This window comes from Magnetospirillum molischianum DSM 120 (assembly GCF_000294655.1).
Lineage (GTDB): Bacteria > Pseudomonadota > Alphaproteobacteria > Rhodospirillales > Magnetospirillaceae > Phaeospirillum > Phaeospirillum molischianum.
Genome location: NZ_CAHP01000023.1, coordinates 15,299 through 31,566, shown reverse-complemented (window position 1 = coordinate 31,566; position 16,268 = coordinate 15,299). Strand labels below are relative to the sequence as shown.

The 16,268-nt window shown below is 63.3% G+C and carries 20 protein-coding genes; 8 read left to right on the top strand and 12 right to left on the bottom strand.

Annotation, left to right across the window (positions count from 1 at the left end):
- Window positions 1-18: 18 nt before the first annotated feature.
- The 7 genes from cysD to PHAMO_RS10940 all read right to left on the bottom strand — a co-directional run bounded on the left by cysD (window position 19) and on the right by PHAMO_RS10940 (window position 7,619).
- Window positions 19-819 (bottom strand): sulfate adenylyltransferase subunit CysD, encoded by an 801-nt coding sequence (gene cysD / locus PHAMO_RS10970; protein WP_002729357.1) that lies wholly within the window; start codon window positions 817-819, stop codon window positions 19-21.
- On the bottom strand, window positions 816-1,559 hold the full coding sequence (locus PHAMO_RS10965) for a phosphoadenylyl-sulfate reductase (protein WP_002729356.1): 744 nt from the start codon (window positions 1,557-1,559) through the stop codon (window positions 816-818). The genes cysD and PHAMO_RS10965 overlap by 4 nt, the downstream gene beginning before the upstream one ends.
- Window positions 1,556-3,598 carry a nitrite/sulfite reductase gene (locus PHAMO_RS10960; protein ID WP_002729355.1) on the bottom strand — a complete coding sequence of 681 codons (2,043 nt, stop codon included), beginning with the start codon at window positions 3,596-3,598 and terminating at the stop codon, window positions 1,556-1,558. Before PHAMO_RS10960 ends, PHAMO_RS10965 begins: the two co-directional genes overlap by 4 nt.
- 249 nt (window positions 3,599-3,847) lie before the next feature.
- On the bottom strand, window positions 3,848-4,897 hold the full coding sequence (locus tag PHAMO_RS10955; RefSeq protein ID WP_002729354.1) for a sulfate/molybdate ABC transporter ATP-binding protein: 1,050 nt from the start codon (window positions 4,895-4,897) through the stop codon (window positions 3,848-3,850).
- Between the two features lie 7 nt (window positions 4,898-4,904).
- Window positions 4,905-5,738 (bottom strand): sulfate ABC transporter permease subunit CysW, encoded by an 834-nt coding sequence (cysW, locus tag PHAMO_RS10950; protein WP_002729353.1) that lies wholly within the window; start codon window positions 5,736-5,738, stop codon window positions 4,905-4,907.
- Window positions 5,738-6,586, bottom strand: a complete 849-nt coding sequence (gene cysT / locus PHAMO_RS10945) for a sulfate ABC transporter permease subunit CysT (RefSeq protein ID WP_002729352.1) — start codon at window positions 6,584-6,586, stop codon at window positions 5,738-5,740. Before cysT ends, cysW begins: the two co-directional genes overlap by 1 nt.
- Window positions 6,573-7,619 (bottom strand): sulfate ABC transporter substrate-binding protein, encoded by a 1,047-nt coding sequence (locus PHAMO_RS10940; RefSeq protein ID WP_002729351.1) that lies wholly within the window; start codon window positions 7,617-7,619, stop codon window positions 6,573-6,575. Before PHAMO_RS10940 ends, cysT begins: the two co-directional genes overlap by 14 nt.
- A gap of 217 nt (window positions 7,620-7,836) precedes the next feature.
- On the opposite strand from PHAMO_RS10940, the gene PHAMO_RS10935 reads away from it, so the two are divergent.
- The 7 genes from PHAMO_RS10935 (at window position 7,837) to PHAMO_RS10910 (ending at window position 12,990) form a co-directional block, all read left to right on the top strand.
- Complete coding sequence (locus PHAMO_RS10935) at window positions 7,837-8,082, top strand: hypothetical protein (protein WP_002729349.1); 246 nt, start codon at window positions 7,837-7,839, stop codon at window positions 8,080-8,082.
- Window positions 8,083-8,186: 104 nt separating this feature from the next.
- Entirely contained in the window at window positions 8,187-8,420 is a 234-nt protein-coding gene (locus PHAMO_RS19010) for an FmdB family zinc ribbon protein (protein WP_002729347.1), read from the top strand.
- Window positions 8,421-8,539: 119 nt separating this feature from the next.
- A complete protein-coding gene (locus PHAMO_RS10930; RefSeq protein ID WP_002729345.1) occupies window positions 8,540-9,595 on the top strand; it encodes a methionine ABC transporter ATP-binding protein in 1,056 nt (351 codons plus the stop codon).
- A complete protein-coding gene (locus tag PHAMO_RS10925; protein WP_002729343.1) occupies window positions 9,564-10,238 on the top strand; it encodes a methionine ABC transporter permease in 675 nt (224 codons plus the stop codon). Before PHAMO_RS10930 ends, PHAMO_RS10925 begins: the two co-directional genes overlap by 32 nt.
- 14 nt (window positions 10,239-10,252) lie before the next feature.
- A complete protein-coding gene (locus PHAMO_RS10920) occupies window positions 10,253-11,593 on the top strand; it encodes a phenylacetate--CoA ligase family protein (protein ID WP_002729341.1) in 1,341 nt (446 codons plus the stop codon).
- 34 nt (window positions 11,594-11,627) lie between these two features.
- Window positions 11,628-12,413, top strand: a complete 786-nt coding sequence (locus PHAMO_RS10915; protein WP_002729340.1) for a MetQ/NlpA family ABC transporter substrate-binding protein — start codon at window positions 11,628-11,630, stop codon at window positions 12,411-12,413.
- Window positions 12,414-12,483: 70 nt separating this feature from the next.
- Window positions 12,484-12,990 carry a disulfide bond formation protein B gene (locus PHAMO_RS10910; protein ID WP_002729338.1) on the top strand — a complete coding sequence of 169 codons (507 nt, stop codon included), beginning with the start codon at window positions 12,484-12,486 and terminating at the stop codon, window positions 12,988-12,990.
- An 88-nt stretch (window positions 12,991-13,078) separates the two neighbouring features.
- Here the strand turns inward: PHAMO_RS10910 and PHAMO_RS10905 are convergent, their stop codons facing one another.
- On the bottom strand, window positions 13,079-13,669 hold the full coding sequence (locus PHAMO_RS10905) for a malonic semialdehyde reductase (RefSeq protein WP_002729336.1): 591 nt from the start codon (window positions 13,667-13,669) through the stop codon (window positions 13,079-13,081).
- A 99-nt stretch (window positions 13,670-13,768) separates the two neighbouring features.
- Between PHAMO_RS10905 and PHAMO_RS10900 the strand changes: the two genes are divergently transcribed.
- Window positions 13,769-14,596: a polysaccharide deacetylase family protein gene (locus PHAMO_RS10900; RefSeq protein ID WP_002729335.1), complete on the top strand. Its 828-nt coding sequence runs from the start codon at window positions 13,769-13,771 to the stop codon at window positions 14,594-14,596.
- Here the strand turns inward: PHAMO_RS10900 and fliP are convergent.
- Genes fliP through PHAMO_RS10880 form a run of 4 tightly spaced genes read right to left on the bottom strand, consistent with a single transcriptional unit; the run spans window position 14,523 to window position 16,211 of the window.
- Window positions 14,523-15,278 carry a flagellar type III secretion system pore protein FliP gene (gene fliP / locus PHAMO_RS10895; protein ID WP_002729333.1) on the bottom strand — a complete coding sequence of 252 codons (756 nt, stop codon included), beginning with the start codon at window positions 15,276-15,278 and terminating at the stop codon, window positions 14,523-14,525. The genes PHAMO_RS10900 and fliP overlap by 74 nt on opposite strands.
- Window positions 15,278-15,586, bottom strand: coding sequence for a FliO/MopB family protein (locus PHAMO_RS10890; protein ID WP_002729331.1), 309 nt, complete (start codon window positions 15,584-15,586; stop codon window positions 15,278-15,280). Before PHAMO_RS10890 ends, fliP begins: the two co-directional genes overlap by 1 nt.
- Complete coding sequence (locus PHAMO_RS10885; RefSeq protein ID WP_002729329.1) at window positions 15,586-15,891, bottom strand: hypothetical protein; 306 nt, start codon at window positions 15,889-15,891, stop codon at window positions 15,586-15,588. The genes PHAMO_RS10890 and PHAMO_RS10885 overlap by 1 nt, the downstream gene beginning before the upstream one ends.
- Window positions 15,888-16,211: an EscU/YscU/HrcU family type III secretion system export apparatus switch protein gene (locus tag PHAMO_RS10880; protein WP_002729326.1), complete on the bottom strand. Its 324-nt coding sequence runs from the start codon at window positions 16,209-16,211 to the stop codon at window positions 15,888-15,890. Before PHAMO_RS10880 ends, PHAMO_RS10885 begins: the two co-directional genes overlap by 4 nt.
- Between the last annotated feature and the right edge of the window lie 57 nt (window positions 16,212-16,268).

Sequence of the window (16,268 nt, the reverse complement as noted above, 5' to 3'; positions counted from 1 at the left end):
TTCGATGGGCTTCCTGAACTACATGTAGCCGCCGGTGCGCAGACGCTCGAAGGCGTCTTCGGATTCGCGGTCCTGGGCGCGGCCCGATCGTTCGGAAATCCGCGTGGTTTCGAGTTCCTCGATGATCTCGTCAACCGAGGAGGCCGTCGAGTCGATCGGGCTGGTGCAGGGGGCGCACCCCAGCGAGCGGTAGCGCTTTCCGTTCTTCGAGAAGTACAGATTGACCACCGGAATCGATTCCCGGCGGATGTAGCGCCAGACGTCCAGCTCGGTCCAGGCCAGCAGCGGATGAATGCGGATATGGGTTCCGGCGGGGAAGTCGGTCTTGAACTGGCCCCAGAATTCAGGCGGCTGGTCCTTGACGTCCCACTCCGCCGTTTCCGAGCGCGGGCTGAACACCCGTTCCTTGGCGCGCGTGCCTTCCTCGTCGCGGCGGATGCCGGCGATGACGCCGGTCAGCTTGTGATCGGCGATCACCTGCTTTAGCCCTTCGGTTTTAAGTGCGGAGCAGCATTCGACCCGGCCGCGATGCGGTCCCATTCCCTCTGCCAGCGCCGCGTCGTTCTGACCGATCAGCAGGGGCAGGTTCCACTCGCGGGCCACGCGGTCGCGGAACTCGATCATCTCGGGGATTTTGTGATGGGTATCGACATGGATCACCGGGAAGGGGACATGGCCCAGAAAGGCCTTGCGCACCAGCCACAGCAGAACATTGGAATCCTTGCCGATTGACCAAAGCAGCGCGATTTTGTCCAGGCGGTTGAACGCCTCACGCAGGATGTAAATCGACTGACTTTCCAGGGCGTCGAGATCGTTCATGACAATCCGTTCGGTTTTCCGGTTTCAAGGGGGGCCGCCGCCACGTCTTGCACGAGCGGGCGGGTGTGGATGCCGCATTCGGTCTTGGCCGCACCGGCCCAGCGTCCGGCGCGGGCCGGTTCGCCGGGCTTGACCGGGCGGGTGCAGGGCCAGCAGCCAATCGAGCGGTAACCGTGCACTTCAAGCGGATGGCGGGGGAGGCCGCGTTCGACGAAGGCGATTTCGATGTCCGAATCGCTCCATCCGGCCAGGGGACTGAGCTTCAACGTGCCGCCGCTGACCTCGACGGTTGGCATTGCGGCGCGTTCAAAGCCGTGAGCGCGGCGGCGACCGTCGATCAGCGCGTCGAACCCGACGACGGCGCGGGCCAGTGGGGCCACCTTGCGCAAGCCACAGCAGCGGTTGGCGTCGGTTTCCCACAAGTCTTCGGCCGCTTGCCGCTCGGCTTCGGTCGGCCCGGTCACCGTCACGCGGGTTAGCCCCAGATGAGCCGACAACGTGCGGATATAGTCGGTCGTTTCGTCGAACAATTCGCCAGTATCAAGCACGATCACCGGCAATCCCGGATCGATCCGGGCGATCAGATCAAGCAGAACCGCCGATTCCGTACCGAACGACGTCAGCGCCGCCACGGCAACCGCCTGTGGGCCGCGAATCGCCGTTTCCAGTAAGGCCAATCCATCCAGCACGGCCCAGGTTCCGGCCAACTGTGCCAAGGTCTCGGGGCTGATCCGGCTCATGCCGCTCGTCCGGTCGGGTTGAGGGTGGATTCGATCAACCAGGACAGCGCCTCCCGGTAGGATTGGGCATTGCCGGTGACCAGGGCGGAGGTCCGCTCGGCCAGTACGGCGTCGAAGGCTTCGAGCGAGCGGGCGGTGGCTGCGGGGCTGGAGCGGAAACGGGCGAACACCGTCTCGGCCTCGTCATCCTCGGCGACGGCGAGGCCATGTGCGGCCAGCAGACGACGGATCGCCAGAACCGATGCTTCCTCGCCCGCTTTCAGAGCCTCGGGCCAGCGTCCGACCTCTAGGAAACGGTCGAGATTATTCAATGCGTCCAGGGCCAGATCGCCCAAATGAGCGGTGGGAACCTGAGGCGCGGCGCACTCGCCAGTGGCGCGCGACGGTCCGGTAAAGGTCCGGGTTTCGCCCCAATCGACGAACCAATCGTCGGTGGGGGCTTCTGCGGCCAGCGGTTCGAGCAGGGCAGCAATCCCCTCCGGTCCCAGACGGACGGCCCAGTCGCGGACGGTTTCCCCCGGATGGCGGTCGTCGCGGAGCGAGCGGCGCAGCAGGGTCACGGCGCGGTCGGCAAGCTTGGCAGGCACGATCGGGCCTTCGATTCCGAACGCGCCGCGATGGACATCACCGCCCAGATGCAGCCGGTAATGTGGGGCGGGGCGGCCATTGACGGTCTTGGTCAGGCCATGCAGGCCGATTTCGGCCGTGTGGTGCAAGCTGCACGAATTGTGGCAGCCCGAGATGCGGATATCGACCGGCGCATGGTCTTCCCTCGGCTCGGCCGCAATGTTTTCGGTAAGCTTGCGGCCAAAAGCGCGGGCGTTGTTGATGCCGATGCGGCAGGTGGTGATGCCGGGGCAGGTCACCACCGATGGTTTGGTCGCTCCGAGTTCGGGGCTGTCCAAGCCGATAGCCGCCAGTGCTTCGCCAAGCCCAGCCAGCCGATCTGGCGTCAGTCCAAGCAAGACCAGATTTTGTTCGCGGGTCAGACGGGCTTCGGTGACGCCAAACGATTGAGCGATGGCGGCAAGGCCGTCAAGCTGGTCGGCAGTCAATTGTCCCAGGGGAACCGGGACGATTGCACCGACACTCCCGTCGCTCGCGGTCACCAGCCCGTTCGGGGCCAGCGGGCCGGTGCTGTCATCGGAGGGCCGCCGCCAGTCAAGTGGAACCCACGGACGTTGGCCAAGGCCGCGCAGTCGCTCGAATTCGGCGCGGACCTGGGCCAGGAATACGTCTGCCCCCAGCCGTTTGATGGTGAAGCGCAGCCGCGCCCGTGCCCGCTCGGTGCGGGTGGAATGACGGATGTGGAGACGGATCACCGCTTCGAACAGTGCGGGAATATCTTCCTCGACGACGAAATCGGCCAGTTCAATCGCGACTCCCGGCACCGCGCCCAACCCGCCGCCGACCAGAACGCGAAAGCCCGGCCGGCCGCCCTTTTCTATTGCGATCAGGCCCAGATCGTTGATCGTCGCCCCACCGCAATCGGTCGCGCAGCCCGATACGGTCAGCTTCAGCTTGCGCGGCATCGCCTGGACTAGCGGATGGCGCAGCCACAGGCGCGACAAGCGGTTGGCGACCTCGCCCGCATCGACCCGTTCACGCGGGCAGGTCCCGGCCAGGGCGCAGGCATTGACGTTGCGGACGGTGTTGCCGCCAGCCTCGCGTGAGGTCATGCCGGCCGCGCTCAGTCGGTCCAGCACGTCGGGGGTGCGTTCCAGCGGCACATGATAAATCTGGATGTCCTGACGGGTGGTCAGGTGAGCCGGACCCTGGGCGAAGTCGCGGGTGAGACCGGCCAGAACCGGCAGCCAGGGCAGTGGCACCACGCCGCCGGGAATCTTGATCCGAACCATCTGGACCCCGGCCTGACGCTGGCCATAGACACCGTGGCGCAGGCGAAAGGAGGACCAACGATCCTCTTCCCACACGCCGCCCCGATAGCGGCGCAGACCATCCCGGTAGTCGCTTGCATCCGAGGCGCGCGCCAACGGTTCGGTGTGCTCGATATCTGCGTGGTTCGCGTCGCTGCTCATGCCCTGGCCCTTTCTCGTCGACCCGTATTATGACCGGGTTCCGTTCAGGACACAGGCAATAGCGTTTCGCTCCCTGCGATGTCAACAGAGATTGTGTAAATTAGGAGTGTATAACATAAATATAATGTATTTTATGGCGATAAACGAAACCAGGGCAGGTCCGGGAGGAAAAAAGAGAAAACGGTTCCACTCCCCCAAATGTGGGGCCGTTTCGTTCCAATTTTACCGCATATGGTGATGCGGGGCGCATCAGGCTCCGGCGAAAACGCGGGCCCGGCGCAGTGAAAGACCAACTGGCGATCCCTTCGCCAGCGAAAGATGATTTTGCTGCTCGCGGGTCAGCTCGACCTCAAGCGAGATGTTGCCGGGTAACAGCAGATCGGCCCGCACCACCGGCCCCAGGATTGCCAATTGTTCAACCACGGCACGGGGCAGACCGTCGGCGGGTGGGCGAACTTCAACATCGTGAGGGCGGACAAAGGCGATTCCGTTTCCCTCGCCGCCGGAATTGGGGGCTTCGATCGCCAGGCTGAGACCCGCGATCTCGGCCCGTCCGTCATGGATGGCGCAAGGCAGGGAATTGACGTTGCCAAGAAAACGATAAACGAATGGCGTTGCCGGTGAATCGTAGATCGCGGCGGGGCTGCCGACCTGTTCGATTCGGCCCTTGTTCATCACCACCACCTCGTCGGCGACCTCCAGAGCCTCCTCCTGGTCGTGCGTGACGAATACCCCGGTCAGCCCCAGTTCGTCGTGGAGACGACGCAGCCAGCGGCGCAATTCCTTGCGCACCTGGGCGTCGAGTGCGCCGAACGGCTCGTCAAGCAGCAGCAGACGGGGTTCGACCGCCAGGGCGCGAGCCAGCGCGACACGTTGACGCTGCCCGCCTGACAATTGAGTGGGGTAGCGCCCGGCCAAGCCGCTCAACTGGACCAGATCGAGCAGAGCCGCGACCCGGCGGTCGATCTCGGCGCGGGGCGGACGGTCCTTACCTTTCCGCACGGTCAGGCCGAAAGCGATGTTGTCGGCGACAGTCATGTGGCGGAACAGAGCATAATGCTGAAAGACAAAGCCGATACCGCGATCGCGCGCTTTCTGCTCGGTCGCCTCGACCCCATCCAGGATGACCTTGCCGCGATCGGGGGCTTCCAACCCGGCAAGAATGCGGAGAAGCGTTGTCTTGCCCGAGCCGGACGGCCCCAGCAGCGCCACCAGCTTTCCCTTCGGGACCGCCAAGGATACGTCGTCGAGCGCCCTGAATGAGCCGAAATGCTTGGTGATGTTCTGAACTTCGATCATTACGGCCTCATGACTGGCGAAGGGCGGCGATTTCGTCCCGCAAACGCCATTCCAGCGCCGATTTGGCCACCAGGGTCAGCAAAGCGAGCAGGGCAAGAAGCGAGGCGACGGCAAACGCGCCGACGAAATCGTACTCGTTGTAGAGAATCTCGACATGGAGCGGCATCGTGTTGGTCAGGCCCCGAATGTGCCCCGACACCACGGAAACGGCACCGAATTCTCCCATGGCGCGGGCGTTGCACAGCAGCACGCCGTGCAATAGACCCCATTTGACGTTGGGCAGTGTCACCGTCAGAAAAGTCTTGAACCCGCCCGCGCCCAGCACGATGGCGGCTTCCTCTTCCTCGCGGCCCTGTTCCTCCATCAGCGGGATCAACTCGCGGGCGACGAAGGGAAAAGTGACGAACATCGTTGCCAGCACGATTCCCGGCACCGCGAACAGAACCCGGATGTTGTGGTCGCGCAAGGTCTCGCCGAACCAGCCCTGAAGTCCGAACAGCAGCACGAAGACCAGACCGGAAATCACCGGCGATACCGAAAAGGGAAGGTCGATCAGGCTGATCAGGAGGCTTTTGCCGCGAAAGTCGAACTTGGCGATCGCCCACGATGCCGCCAGCCCAAAGCCGATATTGACCGGCACCGCGATTGCCGCGACCAGCAGCGTGAGGCGGATCGACGCCCAGGCGTCGGGTTGGGTCAGGGCGGCGAAGTAGGCGTCGGTCCCCTTGCCCAAAGCCTGGGCCAGCACGGCAGCCAGCGGCAGCACCAGGAACAGGCCGAGGAAGCCGAGCGCCAGCGCGATTAGCAGCCAGCGGATCAGGGGGGATTCGTCACGGCGCATCAGGCGGCTCCACGGGACAGGCGGTCACGGTTCCAGCGTTGCAGGCCGTTGATCGCCAGCAGCAGCACGAATGACGCCACCAGCATGATCGCGGCGATGGCGGTGGCCCCGACATAATCGTATTGCTCAAGCCGGACCACGATCAGCAGCGGTACGATCTCGGACAGGCCGGGGAAGTTTCCGGCGATGAAGATCACCGAGCCGTATTCGCCGACGGCGCGGGCGAAGGCGAGGGCGAAGCCGGTCAGCAGCGCCGGGGCCAGGGTCGGAAGGATCACGCGGTGAAAGGTCTGCCAGCGCCCGGCCCCGAGTGACGCAGCCGCTTCCTCGACCTCGGAATCGATATCGGCCAGGACCGGCTGTACGGTGCGGACGACGAAGGGCAGTCCGACGAACACCATCGCAACGATCGCTCCCAACGGGGTAAAGGCGACCTTGATCCCGAATGGCTCGATCAGGCGACCGATCCAGCCCTGCGGGGCATAAAGCGCGGCAAGCGCGATACCGGCCACCGCCGTCGGCAGGGCGAAGGGAAGATCGACCATCGCATCGACCAGACGGCGTCCGGGGAAATCGTGACGGACCAGCACCCAGGCGACCAGCAATCCGGCGGCGGCGTTGATCAGCGCCGCGACCAGAGCGCCCCCGAAGCTGAGGCGGAACGCGGCCTGGACGCGGGTGTCGGCGAAGATCGCCAGCCATTGTTCGAAGCTCAGGCCCGAGGCCATCACAAAGAGGCTGGTGAGCGGAATGAGGACCAGAACAGAGAGCCACCCCAGGGTCAGGCCCAGCGTCAGCCCGAACCCTGGGATCACCCGCCAAGGTTTGGCGGGATTATTTTTTGGCATTGACGATCACCCTGTCGAAGATCCCGCCATCCGAGAAATGGGCGGCCTGCGCCTTGCCCCAGCCACCGAACACGTCGTCGATGGTGAACAGGCGAACCGGCGGGAATTCTGACGCATGCTTGCGGGCGACGTCGGGATCGCGCGGGCGGTAGTGGTTGCGGGCAATGATCTCCTGCGCCTCGGGGGTATAGAGGAAGGAGAGGTAGGCTTCGGCCAGGGCGCGGGTGCCGTGGCGATCGACCACCTTATCAACGATGGCGACCGGCGGTTCGGCCAGGATCGACAGCGGCGGGGCAACGATCTCGAACTGGCCGGGGACTTCCTTGAGCGCCAGGATCGCTTCGTTCTCCCAGGCGATCAGAACGTCGCCGATGCCGCGCTGGGTGAACGTGGTGGTCGAGCCGCGCGCGCCGGTATCGAGGACCGGGACGTTGTGGAACAAGGCGGTGGTGAAGGCTTCGGCTTTGGCCGCGTCGTTGTTCGAGCGGTTCAACTCATATCCCCAGGCCGCCAGATAGTTCCAGCGGGCGCCGCCCGATGTCTTGGGGTTGGGGGTGATAACCGCGATTCCGGGGCGGACCAAATCGTCCCAATCCTTGATGCCCTTGGGGTTCCCCTTGCGGACCAGGAACACGATGGTCGAGGTGTAGGGCGAACTGTTGGCCGACAGTCGGCTTTGCCACTTGGGGTCGATCTGGCCGCGCTGGGCGATCGCGTCGATGTCATAGGCCAAAGCGAGGGTAACGACATCGGCTTCCAGTCCGTCGATCACCGCGCGGGCCTGCTTGCCCGATCCGCCATGCGACTGATTGATCCGCAGATCCTCGCCGGTCTTGGCCTTCCACGTCTTGACGAAAGCAGCGTTCAGATTCTGGTACAGCTCGCGGGTGGGGTCGTAAGAGACGTTGAGCAGGGTGCGGCTTTCCGCTGCTCCCGCGCCGGGGATGGCGGCGGCCAGGGCCATCGCCACCCCGACCACCAGCGCCGTGGCTAGTGTCAGCCGCAACACGTCTCTGCTCCATTCACTTGACATCGTGTTCTCCCCCGTCGGCGTCGATGCGATATTTATCAAGCCTATAGATTAATGGATTTTTGGCGTCAAGCCGAATTCTCCACAAGAGTTTGCTAAAATCTACCAAAACTATAGATAATAATTGACAAGGCTGTGATGCGGCTTCTAAGGTGACACTCATCGGCAATCCCCCGCCTGCTGTGGCGGGTCGCCGACTTTTGATGCGAGGGAAACGGCAATGACGATCGCGACCCCTCCCCCCTCTGCTTCCTTCCGCGCCACCCCGGTCGGGGTCTCGACGCGGGGTGCTCCAGACCCCTGGCGCAGCGGCGAACCCGCTTTGGCCGACGTGCTGGCCGATCCCATCGTCCACCTTTTGATGCGGCGCGATGGACTGACGGCCGACGACGTGTTGCCGCTTCTGACCAAGGTCGGTCGCGGCCTTGGGAGGCGGCTTTGCCCGCTGACTGCAAAAGCGGCTTAGGGCTTTGACGGCGGGGGTGGTGGTGTCGATCGCCGCTTTTCCCTCGCCACGCCTTGGCGCTATTGTTTCCTCATCTTCACCCGCAAGATTGATCGTGAGGAATCATGCCTATTTTTTCATTTCGATGCACGAAATGCAGTGAGGAATTCGAGACCCTGGTGATGGGGTCTGAGTCTCCGACCTGTCCCGCCTGCTCCAGTTCCGCGCTGGAGCGGTTGGTTTCCGCGCCGTCGGTTGGGGGTAAGACCGAGGCTGCGCTGGGCCGTGTTCGTCAGCAAGCTGCTCGCGAAGGGCATTTCAGCAATTACAGCCGATCGGAGTTAAAGGGTCGGGTGTAGGCCAGTGGCGACGATAAACCCATAAATACACCACATCGGTAGATAAATGGGATTGACAGGCCGGGTCGCCCCCCTCTAGCCTGAAATCTGTCTTATCGGCAGATTTCTGGAGGCACGGGGTGATTGTCATCGACGACCTGGAGAAGGAATTCGGTGGCCCGTCCGGTCCGAGCCCGGTGCTGCGCGGCATTTCGCTATCGATCGAAAAAGGCGAGGTGTTCGGCATCATCGGCCGCTCCGGTGCGGGCAAAAGCACCCTGGTCCGTTGCATCAATCTGTTGGAACGCCCGACGCGGGGGCGGATTTCCGTTGCCGGACGCGAATTGTCCGGCCTGTCCGGCGCGGCATTGCGGGCGGCGCGCCATGACATCGGCATGGTGTTCCAGCACTTCAACCTGTTGTCCTCGCGCACGGTGCAGGGCAATGTCGCCCTGCCGCTCGAACTGGTCGGCTTGTCTCGTGCCGAACGGCTGCGGCGGGTTGATGAGATGCTCGAACTGGTCGGGCTGACCGACAAGCGCGATTCCTATCCGGCCCAACTGTCGGGTGGGCAAAAGCAGCGTGTCGGTATCGCTCGTGCTTTGGCTTCGCGGCCGTCGGTTCTGTTGTGCGATGAGGCAACCTCAGCACTGGACCCCGAGACAACCAAGTCGATTCTGGCTTTGTTGGCCGAGATCAACCGAACCCTGAAGCTGACCATCGTCCTTATCACCCACGAAATGCAGGTGGTGCGCGAGATCGCCGACCGGGTAGCGGTGCTCGACCAAGGGCGGGTGGTCGAGCAGGGGCGGGTGTTCGACGTCCTGACTCAGCCGACTCATGCGATCACGCGGGCGCTGGTCCGCGAGGTGCTCAATCTCGAATTGCCGGAACGGGTCAGCGCGCGGCTCCGTCACTCGCCGCAGACCTCGCCGGGGCTGGTGATGCGGATCACCTTTACGGGTCCGTCCGCCAACGAGCCGATCATGTCCGACATCGTTCGGCGTTTTGGCGTCTCGTTCAACATCCTTCACGGCCATATCGATTACATCCAGAACGCCCCTTACGGGACGTTGACGGTCGAGGCCGGGGGCAGCGAAGCCGGATTGCAGGCGGCGCTCGATTTCCTGCGTATCAAATCGCTTAAAGTGGAGATTCTCGGCCGTGTCGCAGCGCCTGATCGAGCTGTTGCTTGAAGCTTTGTGGGAAACGCTGGCGATGGTCGGCGTTTCCACTGTCCTCGCCACCCTGATCGGCGTGCCGCTTGGGATTTTGCTGCTGGTCACCCAGCCCGGCCACATCCTGTCTCGGCCGACCTTCAACCGCATTGCCGGAGCGGTGGTCAACGCCACCCGTTCGACCCCGTTCATCATCCTGATGGTCGCGATCATTCCGTTGACGCGGATGTTGGTCGGCACCTCGATCGGGACGGCGGCGGCGACGGTGCCGCTGGTGATCGCCGCCGCGCCATTCGTGGCCCGGCTGGTCGAATCATCGTTGCGCGAAGTGGATTCCGGTCTGGTCGAAGCGGCTCAGGCGATGGGGGCCTCTCCCCTCCAGATCATCGTCAAGGTGCTGGTGCCCGAGGCTCTGCCCGGTATTGCCGCCGGTCTTACCATCACGGTGGTCAGCCTGATCGGTTATTCCGCGATGGCTGGCGCGGTCGGCGGCGGTGGCCTGGGCGACCTTGGCATCCGTTACGGCTATCAGCGCTTTCAGGGTGAGGTGATGCTGGCTGTCGTCGCGGTGCTGATCGTGTTGGTCCAACTGGTTCAAAGCCTGGGGGACTACGCCGCGCGCCGTCTCAACAAGCGCGAACGCTCCCAGGCCAATCGGTAAAGGAGGTTTTTGCGATGACTGTCGATGTCGCTACCGAACGTCGCTATTGGGCTCCTGCTCTGGAAACCCAGTCCCGCGCCGAGTGGGACGCACTGAAGCTGTCTCTGCTGCGGACTCATCTGGCTCATGCTCAGGCAGGTTCGCCTTATTATCGCGCCAGCTTCGCGGCTGCCGGAATAGGACCGGACAGCCTGAAAAGCCTTGACGATCTGCGCCGCTTTCCTTTCATCAACAAGACGATCCTACGCCAGCGGCAAGAGGCGGTGCCGCTGCTGGGCGATATCGCGGCCGTGCCGGAAAGCGAAGTCGTCTATGTCTCGGCGTCATCCGGCTCGACCGGGGTGCCGACTCTGTCGCCCTTCACCGCTAGCGATTTCGATGCCTGGATGGATTACGAGGCGCGCCAGTTCTGGTCCTCGGGGCTGCGTCCGACTGATCGCTATTGCCACTCGCTGAACTTCTCTTTGTTCGTCGGTGGGCCGTGCGTGCTGGGAGCGCAAAAGCTGGGAGCCTTGTCGATCCACGCCGGTACGGTGCCGTCGGAGCGGCTTCTGGCGATCCTGAAGCAGTTCCAGGCGACAGCGATTTGGACCACGCCGTCTTATGCCTGGTACCTGGGCGAGACCGCGCAAAAGCAAGGAATCGATCCCGCCCGCGATCTGGCGGTGCGGCGGATCTTCGTTGCCGGAGAGCCGGGAGGCTCGATCCCCGAAACGCGGGCACGGATCGAAACGCTGTGGGGAGCCTCGGTCTACGATTATTACGGTCTTTCTGACATTTTCGGCTCGTGCGCCGGGATGTGCGAGGAAAAAGACGGGCTGCACTGGGCCGAGGATCACATCCTGGCCGAGGTGCTTGACCCTGCTACTGGCGAGCCGGTGCGCGAGGGCGAGCGTGGGGAGCTGGTGCTGACCACCTTGCAAAAGCGCGCCCGGCCGTTGATCCGCTTTCGCACTGGCGACATCGTTTCATTCACCTCCGAGCCGTGCCGTTGCGGTCGGACCTCGCAGCGCCTGCTCGGCGTGCACGGGCGGCTCGACGACATGCTGATTGTCCGCGGCGTCAATCTGTTCCCGAGCGATATCGAGGCGGTGGTGCGCCAGGACGGCGATTTCACCGGCGAATACCGGCTGGTGCTCGATCGCGAGAACCACCTCGACACCGTTACCATCGAGGTCGAGCGCCGGTGGGGATGCGCCGTTCCCCATGGCGACCTCGCCGCTCGTCTGACACGTCGGATCAAGGCGGTTACCGGTGTTGGTCCCAAGGTGGCGGTGCTGGAGGCCGATGTTCTGCCGCGCGCCACTCACAAGGCCAAACGGGTCGAGGACCGGCGCGGTTCCGTCTGGGTCTGATCCCTCTTCCCTTCGCGACAAGGAACTGAACGACATGACACGATTGCGCACTTTCCTCGGCGCGGCCCTGATTCTCGCCGGGAGCGGCTTCGCACAGGCTGCCGAGCCTCTAAAGATTGGCGTTTCCACCGGGCCTTATACCGAGATCCTCGAATTCGCCGCCAAGGTTCACAAGGAAAAAACCGGGGCCGATATCAAGGTGGTCGAGTTCTCCGACTATACCCAGCCCAACGCGGCCCTGGCCCAGGGGGATATCGACTTCAACAATTTTCAGCACAAGCCGTATCTCGATAACCAGATCAAGACGCGCGGCTACGATCTGGTCGCGGTCGAACGCAGTATCGTCGTGCCGCTTGGCATTTATTCCAAGAAGGTGACGGAACTGGCCGATCTCAAGGAGGGGGCCAGCGTCGCGATCCCCAACGATCCCGCCAATGGTGCCCGTGCGCTGCTGCTCTTGCAGCAGGCCGGACAGATCAAGCTCGATCCCAAGAGTGGGATCGGTGCGACGCCGATCGACATCGTTGAGAACCCGAAAAAGCTGAAGGTCAAGGAAATCGACGCCGCTCAGTTGCCGCGCTCGCTTGACGATGTTGATGCCGCCGCCGTGCCGCTGAATTACGCGGTTGCCGCCGGGATCAATCCCAAGTCCGCGCTGTTCCGCGAAGGTCTCGACACCAATTGGGGCTTGTGGTTCGTCACTCAGACCAAGCGTAAGGACGATCCGGCGATTCGTTCTTTTATCGCCAGCTATCGTTCGCCCGAGGTCAAGGCGTTTATCGAAAAACGCTTTGACGGTTCCATCATTCCGACCTGGTGATTGGCCTCTCTGTTTCGACCGGGTGTAAGCATGCTTCCGCCCGGTCGGAAAGGGAGCTATAGTTCCAGGGATGAGCCGATTCCCGCGTCAGCCCTTTCCCGCGTTCACGGCCGTTTTTCTGCTTGTGGCCTGTTTGGCGGCCCTGGCCTCTGCCCTGTACGCCCAGTACGGGCTGGGGATGCGGCCTTGCGTTCTCTGCGTGGCCGAACGGGTTCCCTTTGCCGTCGCCGCTCTGTTCGCCGCTCTGGCGCTGGGGACGGCTCGGATGGTTTCGACGCGGCGCGTTCTGCTGTGGCTGGCCGCCGTGGCGATGGGGGTTAACGCTCTGATCGCCGTCTATCATGTCGGTGTCGAGCAATTCTGGTGGCAGTCGGCGGTGTGTTCCTCCAGCGAGCCGACCGTCGGTTCGACCTCCGAGACGCTGGACCTTGCCGCCGCGATGAGCCGCCCGGTCGAGGATGCGCCCTGCGATCAGCCCGCTTGGGCCTTTCATGGCGTGACCATGGCCAGTCTCAATGTCGCCTTCTCCGGCTTGCTGGCGCTGCTTCTCGTGTTGTCGCTCCGCCGTCGGCGTTGAACCGCGGTGCGGTTCTCTCTTTGCTTTTCCCTCACCCGGCCTTCGGCCACCCTCTCCCAGAGGGAGAGGGATGGGGGAGGGGCGGCGGCTATAGCAGTGTGCAGCCCTCTTCGAACGACAGGCGCGGCCCGCGCGGGTGCAGGGCTGCGACATCGCCATAGCCGATATTGACCAGCAGATTTGAGCGCAGCCGGGTACCCTCGAAAAACTCGTGATCGACCTTGGCGTTGTCGAACCCGCTCATCGGCCCGGCATCCAGACCGACCGCCCGCAGCGCCAGCAGGAAATAGCCAGCCTGAAGGCTGCCGTTGCGGAATGCGGTTTCGTCAGCCACGGCCGGATTCCCGACATACCAGGATCGGGCGTCGGCATGGGGATAGAGCACCGGCAGGCGTTCGAAGAAATCGAGGTCGTAAGCCAGGATCGCGGTGACCGGCGCGGCGATGGTTTTTTCGACATTGTTTGGTGCCAGCGCCGTCAGCAGGCGTTCGCGCGATTTGGCCGAGCGCAGGAAAACGATCCGTAACGGCTGGCCGTTGGCGGCGGTTGGTCCCATTCGCGCCAGATCCCAGGCCTTGCACAACGTCTCCTCGGCAACGGGCTTGTCGAGGAAGCGACCATAGGTACGGCCTTGATAGAACAGAATATCCTGCCCCACTTGGTCGATTTCATGGCTCATGATGAAATGCCCTTTCCCGCTTTATTCTTGTACTCTGCCGCCCGGATGCGGCAAACATTCCCGTATATTGGGGCACGGTGCCGAGGAGACTAGGGGGCGATGAGGACGGGTAGGATTGCCTCGGCAGCGATGATCTGGGTGATGGCGTTGCTTTCGGCGGCGCCGGAACCAGCGCACGCGACTGAGTCCGCCGTCGTGTTGATGTATCACCGCTTCGACGACGATCGCGTGGCGGCGCTCAACACCACCTCGGAACAGTTGAGCACACATATCGAGGAATTGAAAAGCGGTGGTTTCACCGTTCTGCCGCTGTCCGAGATCGCTCAGGCGATGCGGACTGGCGCGCCGTTGCCCGATAAGGCGGTGGCGATCACCGTGGACGATTCTTCGACAGGTTTCTATACGAAGGCGTGGCCCTTGCTGCGCCGGGCCGGATTCCCGGTCACCCTGTTCGTTGCTACCGACGAGATCGATCGCGGTGGGGAGACGATGAATTGGGCTCAATTGCGCGAATTGCGGTCTGCCGGGGTTACGATCGCCAGCCAGGGGGCGGCGCGGCTGCGCTTTCCCCGCGTCGGAGCCGAGGCGGCTGCGGCCGACCTTGCCCGCGCCCGTGCTCGTTTCGAGCGTGAGCTGGGGCGGAACCCCGATATGTTCGCCTGGCCGGGCGGAGAGGCGGATTCCGCTTCAATCGCGCTGGTGCGTCAGGAAGGGTTTAGCGCCGCGTTCGGGCAGCATTCCGGGGCGCTGTGGACAAAATCCGATCGGTTCTTCCTGCCCCGTTTCGCCCTGACCGGCCCACATGGCGATCCAGACCGCTTTCGTCTGGCCGTTCGCCACGCCTTAGGCGGCTCTATCCGTAACTCTGCACCAGCGATCCCACCACCAGATACCAGCCGTCAACCATCACGAAGAAGATCAGCTTGAACGGCAGCGAGATCATCGCCGGCGGGATCATCATCATGCCCATGCTCATCAGCACCGAGGCGATCACCATGTCGATGATGAGGAACGGCAGGAACACAAGAAACCCGATTTCAAAGGCGCGACGCAGTTCGCTGATCATGAAGGCGGGGATCAGCGCCTTTAGCGGCACGTCTTCGGGGTTAACCACTTCCTTCGCCCGCGACAGATCCATGAACAGCTTGAGGTCCTGGGGGCGGACATGTTGGCTCATGAAGGCGTGGAACGGCTTGACGGTACGTTCGAATCCCTCGATCTCGTCCAGATGGCCGTCCATCATCGGCTGAATGCCGGTGTCCCAGGCTTTGTCGAAGGTGGGAGCCATCACGAAGGCGGTCAGGAACAGCGCCAGACTGACCAACACCATGTTGGGCGGGCTCTGCTGGGTGCCCAGCGCCTGACGCAGAAAGCTCAACACCACCACGAAGCGGGTAAACGACGTCACCATCACCACGATCGACGGTGCCAGGGATAGAATCGTGGTCAGGCCGATCAACTGGACGATGCGGCTGGTGGCGCTGCCGCCCGAGCCGCCAAGGTCGATGTTCAACGATTGAGCCAGCACCGGTCCAGCCAGCACCGCCGTCGTCAGCCCCGCCAGCAGGGCGAGAATCAGGCGTGGACGCGACACGGACGGGGCTGTCATCAGGGGGTCTCCGGCTTCGAAACGGTCGGGGTAAACTGAGGAGGCGGACAATCACGCTCGATCACGACACCGTTGCCGTTGCCCAGCAACAGCAGATGTTCGCGGTCGTCGCGACGGACCAGAATTAAACGGTGGCGGGCGTCGAGTTGTAGCACGTCCTGCACGGCGAGCCGACGACGTTGGCGGTTGTTCACGCGCGGCGCCATTCCGCCCAGACCCCAGCGTCGCGCCGCCCATAACATACCGAAGATCATCGCCAGTACCGCGACCAGCGACATAATGAAACGCAGATAGGAAACGCTCTCCATTACCCCCCGGCCTTTTCTTCGGTTCCATGGCTCCAGCGGCCGTCGGCATAAGGGCCAGCATCGCGCAGGGCGAGGTCGAGCCGGTCAAGATCGACGATCAGCGTCTCGATGACGGCGCGGAAACTCCGCCCCGTCTCGGGGGGCAATCCGGCGATGCCGTCGCAGATCAGTCGCACCCGTCCCTCCAGCGCCGCCAGATCGACCATCGTTCCGGTGGCGAGCAGCCGCCGCGCCGCGCCGACCAGCGATGTCGCTTTTTCCAGTTCGGCGCGCAGGCGATCAGATTCTGGGGAGGCGGCGGTCATGACGGCATTTCTCGACCATTGGCGCGATAGACATAGGCCAAAATCTCGGCCACGGCGACAAAGGCTTCGATCGGGATCACGCTATCGACATCGACGGCGGCCAAAACTTCGGCAAGATCGGGATCGTTGCGGACTTTGACTCCATTGGCGAAGGCCAGGTTTAGAATCTGCTCGGCAACCGAGCCTCGGCCCGAGGCAACCACCGTTGGTGCGCTGCCTTTGTCGGGGTCGTAGTGCAGCGCGACCGCGACCTGACGCCGCTGTGGCGACGTGGGTATCGGTTCCTCTGCCTGCTCGTCGAAAATATCGGTGCCGCTCATGCCTTCCCCCGGCGGTTAGGCGAAGGATCAACAGTGGCTCGGGCCCTTTTAAGAAAC

Excerpts from the sequence above, each read along its gene's own strand:
- PHAMO_RS10910 (WP_002729338.1), top strand. The coding sequence starts at position 12,484 with ATGAGCCGATTCCCGCGTCAGCCCTTTCCCGCGTTCACGGCCGTTTTT.
- PHAMO_RS10880 (WP_002729326.1), bottom strand. The coding sequence starts at position 16,211 with ATGAGCGGCACCGATATTTTCGACGAGCAGGCAGAGGAACCGATACCC.
- PHAMO_RS10915 (WP_002729340.1), top strand. The coding sequence starts at position 11,628 with ATGACACGATTGCGCACTTTCCTCGGCGCGGCCCTGATTCTCGCCGGG.
- cysW (WP_002729353.1), bottom strand. The coding sequence starts at position 5,738 with ATGCGCCGTGACGAATCCCCCCTGATCCGCTGGCTGCTAATCGCGCTG.
- PHAMO_RS10940 (WP_002729351.1), bottom strand. The coding sequence starts at position 7,619 with ATGTCAAGTGAATGGAGCAGAGACGTGTTGCGGCTGACACTAGCCACG.
- PHAMO_RS19010 (WP_002729347.1), top strand. The coding sequence starts at position 8,187 with ATGCCTATTTTTTCATTTCGATGCACGAAATGCAGTGAGGAATTCGAG.
- PHAMO_RS10920 (WP_002729341.1), top strand. The coding sequence starts at position 10,253 with ATGACTGTCGATGTCGCTACCGAACGTCGCTATTGGGCTCCTGCTCTG.
- cysT (WP_002729352.1), bottom strand. The coding sequence starts at position 6,586 with ATGCCAAAAAATAATCCCGCCAAACCTTGGCGGGTGATCCCAGGGTTC.
- PHAMO_RS10890 (WP_002729331.1), bottom strand. The coding sequence starts at position 15,586 with ATGGAGAGCGTTTCCTATCTGCGTTTCATTATGTCGCTGGTCGCGGTA.
- PHAMO_RS10885 (WP_002729329.1), bottom strand. The coding sequence starts at position 15,891 with ATGACCGCCGCCTCCCCAGAATCTGATCGCCTGCGCGCCGAACTGGAA.
- PHAMO_RS10905 (WP_002729336.1), bottom strand. The coding sequence starts at position 13,669 with ATGAGCCATGAAATCGACCAAGTGGGGCAGGATATTCTGTTCTATCAA.
- PHAMO_RS10960 (WP_002729355.1), bottom strand. The coding sequence starts at position 3,598 with ATGAGCAGCGACGCGAACCACGCAGATATCGAGCACACCGAACCGTTG.
- fliP (WP_002729333.1), bottom strand. The coding sequence starts at position 15,278 with ATGACAGCCCCGTCCGTGTCGCGTCCACGCCTGATTCTCGCCCTGCTG.
- PHAMO_RS10935 (WP_002729349.1), top strand. The coding sequence starts at position 7,837 with ATGACGATCGCGACCCCTCCCCCCTCTGCTTCCTTCCGCGCCACCCCG.
- cysD (WP_002729357.1), bottom strand. The coding sequence starts at position 819 with ATGAACGATCTCGACGCCCTGGAAAGTCAGTCGATTTACATCCTGCGT.
- PHAMO_RS10965 (WP_002729356.1), bottom strand. The coding sequence starts at position 1,559 with ATGAGCCGGATCAGCCCCGAGACCTTGGCACAGTTGGCCGGAACCTGG.
- PHAMO_RS10900 (WP_002729335.1), top strand. The coding sequence starts at position 13,769 with ATGAGGACGGGTAGGATTGCCTCGGCAGCGATGATCTGGGTGATGGCG.
- PHAMO_RS10955 (WP_002729354.1), bottom strand. The coding sequence starts at position 4,897 with ATGATCGAAGTTCAGAACATCACCAAGCATTTCGGCTCATTCAGGGCG.